Origin of the sequence: Streptococcus sp. 2579 (assembly GCF_013277195.1) — a bacterium.
In the GTDB taxonomy this organism is placed as follows: Bacteria; Bacillota; Bacilli; order Lactobacillales; family Streptococcaceae; genus Streptococcus.
In genome coordinates, this window is sequence record NZ_VMMM01000008.1 from 40,792 (window position 1) to 53,045 (window position 12,254).

The 12,254-nt window shown below is 39.3% G+C and carries 13 protein-coding genes; 1 reads left to right on the forward strand and 12 read right to left on the reverse strand.

The features are described 5' to 3' along the window. Positions 1-2: 2 nt before the first annotated feature. The 10 genes from alr to HT725_RS05055 all read right to left on the reverse strand — a co-directional run bounded on the left by alr (position 3) and on the right by HT725_RS05055 (position 9,101). Entirely contained in the window at positions 3-1,106 is a 1,104-nt protein-coding gene (gene alr / locus HT725_RS05010) for an alanine racemase (protein ID WP_173253170.1), read from the reverse strand. Then, positions 1,096-1,458, reverse strand: a complete 363-nt coding sequence (acpS, locus tag HT725_RS05015; RefSeq protein ID WP_173253210.1) for a holo-ACP synthase — start codon at positions 1,456-1,458, stop codon at positions 1,096-1,098. Before acpS ends, alr begins: the two co-directional genes overlap by 11 nt. A gap of 44 nt (positions 1,459-1,502) precedes the next feature. After that, positions 1,503-2,534: a 3-deoxy-7-phosphoheptulonate synthase gene (locus tag HT725_RS05020; RefSeq protein ID WP_173219743.1), complete on the reverse strand. Its 1,032-nt coding sequence runs from the start codon at positions 2,532-2,534 to the stop codon at positions 1,503-1,505. 1 nt (position 2,535) lies between these two features. Beyond that, complete coding sequence (locus HT725_RS05025) at positions 2,536-3,567, reverse strand: 3-deoxy-7-phosphoheptulonate synthase (protein ID WP_173219741.1); 1,032 nt, start codon at positions 3,565-3,567, stop codon at positions 2,536-2,538. An 80-nt stretch (positions 3,568-3,647) separates the two neighbouring features. Continuing rightward, entirely contained in the window at positions 3,648-6,161 is a 2,514-nt protein-coding gene (gene secA, locus HT725_RS05030; RefSeq protein ID WP_173219738.1) for a preprotein translocase subunit SecA, read from the reverse strand. Between the two features lie 145 nt (positions 6,162-6,306). Then, positions 6,307-6,597: a hypothetical protein gene (locus tag HT725_RS05035; protein ID WP_173253171.1), complete on the reverse strand. Its 291-nt coding sequence runs from the start codon at positions 6,595-6,597 to the stop codon at positions 6,307-6,309. Positions 6,598-6,607: 10 nt separating this feature from the next. Then, complete coding sequence (locus HT725_RS05040; protein WP_001235271.1) at positions 6,608-7,258, reverse strand: ABC transporter ATP-binding protein; 651 nt, start codon at positions 7,256-7,258, stop codon at positions 6,608-6,610. A gap of 3 nt (positions 7,259-7,261) precedes the next feature. Beyond that, the gene (locus tag HT725_RS05045) at positions 7,262-7,903 is read right to left on the reverse strand and encodes a hypothetical protein (protein WP_000475785.1); all 642 of its coding nucleotides are present in this window, start codon (positions 7,901-7,903) and stop codon (positions 7,262-7,264) included. After that, on the reverse strand, positions 7,896-8,687 hold the full coding sequence (locus HT725_RS05050) for a hypothetical protein (RefSeq protein WP_173219735.1): 792 nt from the start codon (positions 8,685-8,687) through the stop codon (positions 7,896-7,898). The genes HT725_RS05045 and HT725_RS05050 overlap by 8 nt, the downstream gene beginning before the upstream one ends. Before the next feature lie 21 nt (positions 8,688-8,708). Continuing rightward, the gene (locus HT725_RS05055; RefSeq protein WP_000850412.1) at positions 8,709-9,101 is read right to left on the reverse strand and encodes a hypothetical protein; all 393 of its coding nucleotides are present in this window, start codon (positions 9,099-9,101) and stop codon (positions 8,709-8,711) included. A gap of 336 nt (positions 9,102-9,437) precedes the next feature. Here HT725_RS05055 and rgg1518 point away from each other — a divergent pair, with 336 nt between their 5' ends. Continuing rightward, positions 9,438-10,289 (forward strand): Rgg/GadR/MutR family transcriptional regulator Rgg1518, encoded by an 852-nt coding sequence (gene rgg1518, locus HT725_RS05060; RefSeq protein WP_050973728.1) that lies wholly within the window; start codon positions 9,438-9,440, stop codon positions 10,287-10,289. A 221-nt stretch (positions 10,290-10,510) separates the two neighbouring features. On the opposite strand, the gene HT725_RS10230 is transcribed toward rgg1518, so the two are convergent. Continuing rightward, entirely contained in the window at positions 10,511-10,861 is a 351-nt protein-coding gene (locus HT725_RS10230) for a hypothetical protein (RefSeq protein ID WP_240149609.1), read from the reverse strand. 81 nt (positions 10,862-10,942) lie between these two features. Then, positions 10,943-12,253 carry a ribosome biogenesis GTPase Der gene (gene der / locus HT725_RS05065; protein WP_001207696.1) on the reverse strand — a complete coding sequence of 437 codons (1,311 nt, stop codon included), beginning with the start codon at positions 12,251-12,253 and terminating at the stop codon, positions 10,943-10,945. Position 12,254 lies beyond the last annotated feature (1 nt).

Genomic DNA, 12,254 nt, shown 5'->3' on the forward strand with positions numbered 1-12,254 from the left:
TTCTAATAATATTCTCTCGGAATGCGGTCGCTGAGGAGACAAACCACTTCATAGTTAATAGTCCCACGGTAGGTCGCTACCTGAGTTGCAGTGATTTCCTTATCTCCGTCGGAGCCAATCAAGGTTACCTTAGTTCCGAGTGGGTAAGGCTTAGGTAATCGAATAGCGATCTGGTCCATCGAAACCCTGCCGACAATTGGGCAAGCTTTCCCATCTACCAAGACAGAGAAATTCTGCATGTCTCGTGTCCAACCATCCGCATAGCCGATTGGCACGGTCGCGATGACTTGCTCGCTATCCGCTTGATATGTCGCTCCATAGCCCATGCAAGCCCCAGCTGGAACTGTCTTGACGTGAACCAAGGCAGATTCCAAGGTCAAGGCTGGAGTCAAGTCATAAGGCAAGTCCAAAACCTCTCCACTAGGGTTAAGGCCATACATAGCATCTCCCATACGGACCGCATTGAAAATAGTCTCTGCATGCCAAAGAGTCGTTGCAGAATTACTGGCATGAACCAGCTCTGGAAGACCTTTCATACTAGCTAAAATAGTTTTAAACCGTTCCAACTGCTCATTAAAATAGTCATCTGATTCCTCATCAGCAGTAGCAAAGTGGGTAAAAATCCCTTCAACACGAGCACCATGTTGTTGGAGCAAAACTTGAGCCTGCTCAGCCTCACCGGCCTCTCTAAAACCAATCCGTCCCATTCCTGAGTCAATCTTAAGGTGGACTGTCAATCCAGTTAGGTCCGCTTCCTTATCTAAGAGTGATTGAATCCACTCCAGTCCAGCCACCGTCAAGGTGATGTCGTATTCTTTAGCTAGAGCAACAGCTTCTAGCTCCGAAACTCCTAAAATAAGGATTTTCTTGCTGAGTCCAGCCTGTCTGAGTTCAATGGCTTCATCAATATTGGAAACGCAAAAGCCATCAACATCATCTTGAATAGCCGTCGCAACGGCAACAGCTCCATGACCATAGGCATTGGCCTTGACTACTGCAAATTTGAGCGTTCCTTGAGGGATATGAGCCCCCATTTGCTGAATATTTTGTCGAATAGCTCCCAGATGAATCAGAGCCTTGGTTGGTCTATGCGGACTAGCTTTCATGATTTTCCTCCAAAATGACACTGGCTGTCACAAACTGATCTGTATGGCTGATAGACAGCCAAATCTTCCCTAAAAATGGTGACTGACTAAAATAAGGCGCTCCGCGTTCATTGTTCAAGACTTCCAAATCCTGAAAACCAAGCTTGCCAATGCCCGTCCCCAGAGCCTTGGAAAAGGCCTCCTTAGCCGACCAGCGACCAGCCAAATATTCAATCTGCCTGCGCCCTTTAAGACTGTTAAACCGTTCCATTTCCTTAGCGGTCAGCACGCGCTTAGCAAATCCTTCATGTCGTGTAACTGCACTTTCTATCGAAGCCAATTCTTCGATGTCAATTCCGTGTCCAACTATCATTCTCATCAAAAGGAGTTGAGATTCCCCAACTCCATCCTTTTCACTTATTTTGTCAAGGTAGCGTAAATCTCTTCTACCAAGGCCTCTGTATTTTCCCAACCTAGGCAAGGGTCAGTAATAGAGCAACCAAAGACCTCTGGTTGGTTTTGGCGACCATCTGCTAGGTAAGATTCAATCATAAAGCCTCGAACTGTCTTTTTGATTTTCTCATTCCAATCACGATTTTGCAAGGTCTGACGAACAATTCGAATCTGCTCCATATATTGCTTGCCGGAGTTATCATGGTTGGTGTCGATGAGGATAAAGGGATTTTCAAGTCCCATAGTTTCATAGCGTTCAATGGCTTGGAGTAGGTTTTCATAGTAGTAATTCGGCATATAATTGCCATACTCGTTAACTGCTCCACGGAGGATGACATGGGATAAAGGATTACCTGAAGTCTCAACTTCCTGCCCATGATAAAGGAAGGTTTGCTTGTTTTGAGCAGCATAGATGGCGTTAAACATAACACCCAAATTTCCAGAGGTTGGATTTTTCATCCCTACTGGTGCATCAATCCCAGAAGCCACAAAGCGGTGCTCTTGGTCTTCCACAGAACGAGCGCCAACGGCATGATAGCTGACCAAGTCATCCACCAAGATTAGATTTGACGGATAAAGCATCTCATCTGCCGTCGTCAAACCAGTCTCTGTAATCACGCGGTAGTGCAACTGGCGCACAGCCTGCAAACCGTTAATCAGGCTTGGAGCCTTAGAAGTATCTGGCTGGTGCACCAAGCCCTTATAGCCGTCTCCATTGGTACGAGGCTTAGCAGTATACACGCGCATAACCATGAAAATCTTGTCCGCTACCTTCTTTTGCAAGGCGGATAAACGGCGAGCATATTCCAAGACCGCCTCTTCATTATCAGAAGAGCAAGGACCAATCACCAAGAGGATACGGTCATCTTCCCCTGAAATAATGTCTGCCAATTCTCTATCACGGCTTTCCTTGAGTCTCAAGGCTTCCGCAGACAATTGGGTTTCAGCCTTGATGACTTCCATATCGATTTCTTGACCTTTTTCACTAAATGCCATCTTATTCTCCTAACGTTTTGTAAATTTCTCTGACAAGAGCTTCTGTGTTATCCCAACCCAGGCAAGGGTCTGTGATAGACTTACCAAATACTTCTGGCTCATTTTGTCGACCATCTTCCAGATAAGACTCAATCATAAAACCACGAACGAACTGCTTGATTTTTTCATTCCAAGCACGGTTAATCAAGGTCTGGCGGACAATTCGAATCTGATCCATGTATTGCTTACCAGAGTTGTCATGATTGGTATCAATGATGATAAAAGGATTTTCCAAGCTCATTTTCTCATACTGGGCAATGGTATCAATTAAATTGTCATAATAGTAGTTGGGAATATTTTTTCCATACTCATTAAGAGCACCACGAAGAATAGCGTGCGAAAGCGGGTTCCCAGTTGTTTCCACTTCTTTTCCTAGGAAAAGGAAACTTTGTTTGTTTTGAGCAGCATAAATCCCATTAAACATGACATTGAGATTTCCAGAGGTTGGATTTTTAAAACCAGTAGAAAATCCTGCCCCACTTGCCACAAAGCGGTGTTGCTGGTCTTCAACTGAACGGGCACCAACCGCCATATAAGAAATCAAATCATCTACAAGCGGCAGATTTTCAGGATAAAGCATTTCATCAGCTGTTGTCATACCGGTTTCCGTGATGACACGATAATGAAGATGGCGAACAGCCTTAATTCCATTGATAAGACTAGGCGCTTCTGTCGCGTTAGGCTGGTGAATCAAGCCCTTATAGCCATCTCCGTTGGTACGCGGTTTAGCAGTGTAAACACGCATAACCATAAAGATACGGTCTGCTACTTCTTCTTGCAAAGCTGCCAAACGCTTAGCGTACTCAAGGACAGCTTCTTCATTATCAGATGAGCATGGCCCAATTACCAAGAGAATTCGCTGGTCTTCTCCACGTATAATGGCTTCTAGCTCTTGATCGCGCTGTGATTTTCTCTCCAAAGCTTGACCTTCTAATTTTGATAAGGCACGAACTTCTTCAATATTAATTTTAGGACTTTTTGCTGTAAATACCATAACTCATCTCCTTATAAATCAAACGGATACCAAGTAAAAATTTACTTTTCACAAGGTATCCGCCTCTAAACTATCTCATTTTATTGTCTTTTACCGTGACAGTTTTTAAACTTCTTACCAGAACCACATGGGCAAAGTTCATTCCGTCCAATCTGGCTCAAATCCAAATCTTCAGGCATATTTGCTTGGTGGGCAGCGATATTGCGAGTCGCTGTTGTACTGATATGGTGTTCTGCCTGTGGTCTTTCTTGTTCATGAATTTGTGCTTTCATCATCAAGCGTGTCACATCAAACTCAATCGAACCAATCATGTCATTAAACATACGGAAACCTTCTGCCTGATACTCAACAACAGGATTGTTCTGAGCATAGCCACGAAGTCCAACCGCGTTACGTAATTGATCGAGGGCATCGATATGATCTGTCCACTTGTTATCTACCACTCGTAGAATCAAGACTTTTTGGAACTCTTTAACTGCTTCTTCATCACGTAGTTTTGAAACCTGACTATCGTAAACCTTCAAGGCACGTTGGAAAAGCTCTTCCTTAATAGCCTTATCAGACAAGCCTGACAAGTCTTCTATCGTAATAGAATCTTCAGGAAGCAAGTTGTACTTAGCAAAGTTCAAAATCGCTTCTAGTTTTTCATCTTGTTTGGCACGCGCATGACCATCAACGACACGTTCAATCGTGCGTTTAATCATAGACTGAATTTCAGGTGCCAAGTCACGATCTGCAGTGATAACGTCGTAACGTTGAGCGTAAATAATTTCACGTTGCTCACGCATGACGTCATCGTATTGAAGGACTTGTTTACGGGTATCGTAGTTATTTCCTTCGACACGTTTTTGTGCTGCTTCAACCTGACGTGTCAACATACGAGACTCAATCGCCTCTTCAGACATGTTGAGACGTTCAAAGATTCCCTTCAAGCGTTCAGAACCAAAACGTTTCATCAAATCATCTTCAAGAGATAGGTAGAATTGTGACTCACCTGGATCACCTTGACGACCTGAACGTCCACGAAGCTGGTTATCGATACGACGGCTTTCATGACGCTCTGTACCAATAACACACAGTCCACCTAATTCGCGAACCCCTTCACCAAGCTTGATGTCGGTACCACGACCGGCCATGTTGGTTGCGATAGTAACGGCACCACGTTGACCAGCATTCATGATAATTTGGGCTTCTTTATAGTGGTTCTTAGCATTCAAGACTTCGTGAGGAACACCAGCTGCGACTAATTTCTTAGAAATATAGTCACTGGTTTCAACCGCTACTGTACCAACCAAGACAGGCTGACCTTTTTGGTAACGAGCCTTAACGTCTTCGACAACCGCCTTAAACTTAGCCTCGATACTTGCATAAAGAAGGTCTGAGTGGTCAATACGTTGAACAGGACGGTTTGTTGGAATTGGAATAACACGAATGTTGTAAATTTCACGGAATTCTTCTTCCTCAGTCTTACCTGTACCCGTCATACCAGACAATTTCTTGTACATACGGAAAAGGTTTTGGTAAGTGATTGAGGCAGAGGTCTTTGTTTCATCCTGAATTGGCACACCTTCTTTAGCTTCAATAGCTTGGTGCAATCCATCAGAATAACGACGACCTTCCATGGTACGACCCGTAAATTGGTCGACAATCAAGATTTCTTGCTCTTCGCTCACCACATAGTCAATATCGAGAAGCATGATGTAGTTGGCACGAAGGGCGTTATCGATAAAGTGAGTCAGAGCTACGTTTTCGATGTCATAGAGATTTTCAAGTTTGAAGTAGCTTTCAGCCTTGTCAATCCCTGAATCAGACAAACCAATAGTCTTAGACTGCACATCGATGATGTAGTCGTCTTTGTCCAAAGATTTTACATAGTGGTCTGCCATGTGGTAGAGCTGACTGGTTTCAACTGCATTAGCACCTGATACGATCAAAGGTGTACGGGCCTCATCAATCAAGATTGAGTCAACCTCATCGACCAAGGCATAGTTAAGCGGACGTTGTACCATATTTTCAGCACGAACGACCATGTTGTCACGAAGGTAGTCAAATCCGATTTCTGAGTTGGTTGAGTAAGTAATATCACACTCATAGGCTTCTTTTTTCTCCATTGGAGATTTAGCAGCCAAGTTAATCCCTACTGACAAACCAAGCCATGAGTACAATTCACCCATCTCAGTCGCATCACGTTCTGATAGGTATTCGTTAACTGTAACTACGTGAACCCCTTTACCTGAAAGGGCATTGAGGTATACGGGCATAGTCGCAGTCAAGGTTTTTCCTTCCCCTGTACGCATCTCTGGCACGTCACCATGGTGAAGAACGATTCCCCCCATGACCTGAACCTTATATGGGAAGAGGCCTAGGACACGTTTGGCACCCTCACGGACAACCGCAAATGCTTCATAAAGCAATGAATCCAGTGATTCTCCATTTTGATAACGTTCTTTAAATTCAACTGTTTTTGCTTTTAGTTGGTCATCAGTCAAAGCAGCCATTTGGTCTTCGTATTTGAAAACCTTGTCAGCCATCTTTTCCAGACGACGGATTTCTCCTTTATCATTTTCGATAATTGTTTTTAAAATATTAGCCATGTTTTTCCTTACTTTAAATTCCGAATATTTTAGAATGTTCTTTTAATTTTAGCACAATTACTGATTATTTTCAAGGAAGAATCCCCATTTTGAAAAGGAAAAAGAGGCTAGTTTCCAAGCTAACCTCTCTGACTTTTATGATGATTTAATTGCCAACAAAAATCGGCAAAATCGCAAATAGGATAAATAGATTTATCCAAAGAGAAAAACAGCAGATCAATCCAAAAACAAAGAGACTGACTTTCTTGGACAGCAAGGCCATCAAAATAGACAGAATACCAAAAACTAGCAAGACTTTCTGCATGATTAAGAGATTGATAGATATTCCCAGAACTGGTTTATCCCAAGGAACAAAGAAGAAAGCCAGCCAGATCAGCAGAACTAAGCCAATATAGACCTTAGAATAGCGTGTAATAAATGATTTTAGATGTGCCATAAGCTACCTCCTAGGATTGTATATCCTTTATATATTGTATATGTCCGTTTTCGACAACTAATACATCTGTACAAAGATCTGAAATATCTTCCGATATGTGTGACGTCAGGATAACCAGACTATTTTCTTTTTTCAGGTAAGATAAAATGACCTGTTTGGTTAACCTCACACTCTTCTCATCTAAAGCATTCATAGGTTCATCGAGAAAGAGTATAGATGGTTCGGCAATAAAGGCTTGAATCAAGGCCATTTTTTGTTTCGTTCCTAAGGATAAATGACGGTACTCAACGTCTTCAAATTCCTGTAAATCATAATATTGGATCCAATCGGCAATTCTTTTTTCCGTAACTTTAGATGAAAAACACCTTAACAATTCCAAATTTTCTCTAAGGGATAAATGAGATAAAAACTCGACTTTTTCAATTAAAACCCCTGCATCCTGAATATAATGATTTTTTATCCCATAGACTTCCCCATCTTGAAGAACTTTTCCTTTATCAAGCTTAATATAACCAGCAAGTATCTTTAAAAGAACTGTCTTACCAGATCCATTATCACCTTTAAGACCATAAATATTTCCTGATTGAAAGACCAGATTCAACTCATTTAAAATAGGTCTTTTCCCATAAATTTTCTGTCCATTTATAATTTCAAGTCTCATCGTTTATCCTTTCTTAAATTTCTCTTCCAAGCGACTAACAATCAACATAACTAATAAACTTAAGAGTACTAAATACACTGTTACAATATGATCCATCATCCATTCTTGTCCCACAAATGCTAAAAAATAGAGAAAAAAGGAAAAACCAGCGCCCGCACTAATAAGTGCTATCAGATAAGACAGTAGTAAGTACAAGATCATTAACTGAGCAAGTAAAAAGAAAAGTGCGACTGTTTTGAAATGAATTCCTAGAGGAAGTAAACCAAGGAACCAGACAAATAAATCTTGAATAAAAAATTTAGAGATGACAACCAATCGTTTCCTTGTATAATCGAAAAAGGAGGTTGATTGATAGCGGATCAAGTGATGGTAATGGTCTGCCAAATCAGTTTCAAGTAAAATGACAGAGAGCCATCCTACCATGAAAAGCGAAAGATTTAACAAGAGTTTGGGGATTTCTAAATTCGCTTCAGAATAGTCATTATAGGAAAAGATTGAAATCAATTCCCTCTTGAAAAAGAGAAAAACATCCTGCTTTTGAACCGCTATTGACAATAGATAGTTAATCAAAATCATCATCAGAACTATACGAAGTAGTAAAACGATCTTTCTCTTTAGCCAAATATTGTTAAAGTTCTTAAACATTATCTTCATATTTTTTAAGTACCATATAGGGGACAATATAAAGGATATAAGGAGTAAAGAGTCTCATCAAACTTACATCCCCATAGCTAGCTTGCATCAAACTCGTCATAGGAACCATATAGTATGGCAAGATACTATAGAGCATCATAGAACCAAGCCATAGAAACATCAAATAGGCAATTGCCGAACGAGTCACATTCCCTAAATAATCAACTATTTTAAAAAAATAGACTGCATTGATGAAAATACCGATTAGTAGGACAGAAGTAAAGAACAAATAGCTTGTTATCTCTCCATCTAGGAGTCTTTGTAAACTACTCCCATCAGAAAATAGAGAATTCCATTCAAGAGGAGAAAAAGTCCCAAAGAAATAAGTTAAAATTGCAATTATCAGCACAGTCACTAAATATATCACACAAGGGATACTTGCAACTTGTAAAGTCAACTTTCTTTTTAACCCTTGATAACTCACTTCTCTTCCAATACTCAATCGTAAAACTTTATTTTTCAGCTCAATATATTGAAAACCTAGCAAAACAATGATGATTGGAATAATAAATGATTGATAAAAACCTAGATTGAACTGGAGAATACGAAAATCTAATGCTGATTTTAATAAGTCATTTTTAATTGCTTGTCCATCGAATTTAGCTAGATCGGGCGCATGAATATCAAAAAAGAAATAAGTCATCAAAACATCACGATAAACCAAAGCAAGAAAAAGCAAAGTAAGCAAGACATAAACAAATTTATGCCTTGCCAAAGTTAAGAGAGGAATCTTCATAAATTATACCTACTTTACGAATTAATTTGGTGACCAACTACCTGAAATGGCAGCTGATAAATCCCACCAATTTTGTCTTGCCATATCTGCTGCATAAACATAGCCAACCGTTGCCCAATTACCATGAGTTGAACGAGTACCACAGGTTGTTAACGATTCTCCACTACGAGCTTCTCCATTAGAATTTACTATACGATGCTTAACAGTCATGGGATGTAAATTTCTACAAGGATTTAAGTTCATGATATATTCCGCACCTTCATTTTCTTTGGTCAAATAACCTGTTCTCTTATAACTGGTAGTAATAACAAAATTACTAAAAGCACCTATCTGATTTGCTTCTACGAAAGTAGTTCCAACAGCACTTATCATTAAAACAGGAATAACCATTTTCAATAATTTTTTAGTTTTCATTTTTTCTGTTTCCTTTCATTTTTTATTCAAGAAGATTCCTTATAACTTCTATTTTAAATATAGACTTATTCTAAACGATGGTATATCATACAAATTCCTCCTTTACTTAATTATGTATGGACTCTAATTTCTTTATCCCCAAAACCACGTTTCAAACCAGATAAGTTGAATCCAACTCCAAATCAAAGATATAATAAATCCAGAGTTTTTCGGTAAATTCTTCAAATATTTTTTAAAGCCCATGACTTTTTCCCTCCTTTTTGATATAATAATACCACCTTTTTCTACGTTTTTTATAAATGTAGAAAATATTCACATTTACCTAGGAGGAACAATATGAGATGGGATTATGGACAAATTTTTAAAGAAATTCGAAAGTCAAAAGGATTGACCCAACAAGATGTATGTGGACAAGTCATACATCGAACAACTCTAACAAATATTGAACACGGTAAAGTTATTCCCAGTTTTGAAAACATGGTATTTCTTCTTGAACAAATTGATATGAGCTTAGCAGAATTCAAGTATATATGCAACGAATACCATCCTAGTGAAAGGCGAGATATTATTGTAGAGAGCCAAAATCCGTCTACTTTTCAAGATACTAGAAAAATGGTTGAACTCACTGAGAAGTGTCAAAAATATCTTAAGACACATCACGATGTTCCTATTCAAAATATCTATCGTCATACAAAAATTGTCACAGAGTTACGAACTAAAGGATTCAAAAACAACCACGTCTTGAAAGATTTGTATGAAGAAATTTGGGACTATCTTGAACCTATGGATACATGGTACATTAGTGATTTGAAATTACTTGGAACCATTCTCTTTTTCTTTCCTTCTGAAAATCTTCCCCTTCTTATTGATAGAATTATGAAAACCATCGAGAAATATAAATACTTCCGAGAAACAAAAGTATTTTTATCATCTTTTTTAGCCAATCTCTCCACTGTATATTTTCAACATCATTTATTCAAAGAATGTGAAACAATCACCCTACAACTTTTGGTATTAGCAGAAGAATTAAAAATATACGATATTCTTGGATTTTCTCAAGTACGCTTGGGAATACTACAACATAACTCCGATTTGATTGATAAAGGAATAACCTTATTACGACTAACCAAAGAAGAGTCATTAGTTAAAATACTCGAAAAAGAAATTAATGATTTTTCAAACCTATAATTTATAATAATTCTTATCGTTTTATTGTAGTAGATTGGAATAGAATGTGAACGAATCAATCAGGGGATCTAAAGCATTTTATACCAATGTTTTATAAGTTGTATTGTATTATTCCATATTCAATCCACTATACAAGACGAACACTTCTCTCAGGTTTCACGATTAAAATAAAAACGACTGTATCTATAGCTCCATAAACAAATCATAGATACAGTCATTTTTTAGTTCCTACACCTTCCTTTATTCACGCCTTTAGACTTCCCTAGTTCTCGTCTCAAGCGAAGCATTTTTTTGAAACAGAAATAAGTTAACCTATTCAGACCAATAGCTAGCAGAATAAAAAGAAACCAAATGCCCCATAACTTGATATCTGTCAAATTTCTCAAGACGATATTGAAAAACAGAACTGAAACAACTGCCCAAGCAAGGCTAAAAAGAGCATAGAGGGGAATGTAAAACCAGTAAAAATAGTAAAAAATTGGGAAAAATTTACTTTCTCTATTATCCTTTTCAATCCAGCTGAAAAAGTAAAACCAGGGAAATAAGATTATCAATTTGAACAAATGTTTCATCGACACCTCCTTTTTGATAGCGTTTTCTATTATTTTATTATATCAAAAAAATCTGGAAATGTCATTCCAGATTCTACTTTTTTATTTACGCTTTCTTGCGATGAGATGGATTGGAGTTCCCTCAAAGACAAAGGCCTTGCGGATTTGATTTTCCAAGAAACGCAGGTAAGAAAAGTGCATAAGCTCTTCTTCGTTGACAAAGATAACAAAGGTTGGTGGTTTGGTTGCCACTTGGGTCGCGTAGAAAATCTTAAGACGTTTTCCTTTGTCTGTCGGTGTTGGGTTGATGGCAATGGCATCCATGATGACATCGTTCAAGACAGCTGATGGAATACGTGTGTTTTGACTTTCACTGATTTGCTTGATCATCTCAGGAAGTTTGTGGAGGCGTTGCTTGGTCAAAGCGGATACAAAGATAATCGGGGCGTAAGGCAAGTATTGGAACTGCTCACGGATATCTTCTTCCCAGTTTTTCATGGTGTGGTTGTCTTTTTCAAGTGTATCCCACTTGTTGACCACGATAATCATCCCTTTACCGGCTTCATGGGCAAAACCTGCGATACGCTTATCGTATTCACGGATGCCTTCTTCCGCATTGATGACCATCAAGACCACATCAGAGCGGTCAATAGCTCGCATGGCACGCATGACAGAGTATTTCTCAGTATTTTCATAAACCTTACCAGACTTACGCATACCAGCCGTATCAATCATAGTAAATTCTTGGCCATCTGTATCTGTAAAGTGGGTATCAATGGCATCACGTGTTGTTCCAGCAACAGGACTAGCAATAACACGGTCTTCTCCCAAGATAGCATTGATCAAGCTTGATTTTCCGACGTTAGGACGACCAATCAAACTAAACTTAATGACATCTGGGTTTTCTTCTTCATATTCATTTGGAAGATTTTCTACAATAGCATCTAGCACATCCCCTGTACCGATACCATGGACAGATGAGATAGGCAATGGTTCACCCAAACCGAGGGCATAGAAATCATAGATATCATTTCGCATCTCAGGGTTGTCCACCTTGTTAACCGCGAGGATAACTGGTTTGTGGGTCTTATAAAGCTTACGGGCTACGTATTCGTCCGCATCGGTAATTCCTTCCTTACCAGACACCACAAAGACGATAACATCAGCTTCTTCCATGGCAATTTCTGCCTGGTGCTTGATTTGTTCCATAAAAGGAGCATCGACATCATCGATTCCTCCTGTATCAATCATGCTAAAGGAACGATTGAGCCACTCACCCGTTGCATAAATACGGTCACGTGTCACTCCTTCGACATCTTCTACAATGGAGATTCGCTCACCAGCGATCCGATTAAATAGGGTTGATTTCCCAACATTGGGACGTCCTACAATGGCAATAGTTGGTAGGGCCATA

Excerpts from the sequence above, each read along its gene's own strand:
- alr (WP_173253170.1), bottom strand. The coding sequence starts at position 1,106 with ATGAAAGCTAGTCCGCATAGACCAACCAAGGCTCTGATTCATCTGGGA.
- acpS (WP_173253210.1), bottom strand. The coding sequence starts at position 1,458 with ATGATAGTTGGACACGGAATTGACATCGAAGAATTGGCTTCGATAGAA.
- HT725_RS05020 (WP_173219743.1), bottom strand. The coding sequence starts at position 2,534 with ATGGCATTTAGTGAAAAAGGTCAAGAAATCGATATGGAAGTCATCAAG.
- HT725_RS05025 (WP_173219741.1), bottom strand. The coding sequence starts at position 3,567 with ATGGTATTTACAGCAAAAAGTCCTAAAATTAATATTGAAGAAGTTCGT.
- secA (WP_173219738.1), bottom strand. The coding sequence starts at position 6,161 with ATGGCTAATATTTTAAAAACAATTATCGAAAATGATAAAGGAGAAATC.
- HT725_RS05035 (WP_173253171.1), bottom strand. The coding sequence starts at position 6,597 with ATGGCACATCTAAAATCATTTATTACACGCTATTCTAAGGTCTATATT.
- HT725_RS05040 (WP_001235271.1), bottom strand. The coding sequence starts at position 7,258 with ATGAGACTTGAAATTATAAATGGACAGAAAATTTATGGGAAAAGACCT.
- HT725_RS05045 (WP_000475785.1), bottom strand. The coding sequence starts at position 7,903 with ATGTTTAAGAACTTTAACAATATTTGGCTAAAGAGAAAGATCGTTTTA.
- HT725_RS05050 (WP_173219735.1), bottom strand. The coding sequence starts at position 8,687 with ATGAAGATTCCTCTCTTAACTTTGGCAAGGCATAAATTTGTTTATGTC.
- HT725_RS05055 (WP_000850412.1), bottom strand. The coding sequence starts at position 9,101 with ATGAAAACTAAAAAATTATTGAAAATGGTTATTCCTGTTTTAATGATA.
- rgg1518 (WP_050973728.1), top strand. The coding sequence starts at position 9,438 with ATGAGATGGGATTATGGACAAATTTTTAAAGAAATTCGAAAGTCAAAA.
- HT725_RS10230 (WP_240149609.1), bottom strand. The coding sequence starts at position 10,861 with ATGAAACATTTGTTCAAATTGATAATCTTATTTCCCTGGTTTTACTTT.
- der (WP_001207696.1), bottom strand. The coding sequence starts at position 12,253 with ATGGCCCTACCAACTATTGCCATTGTAGGACGTCCCAATGTTGGGAAA.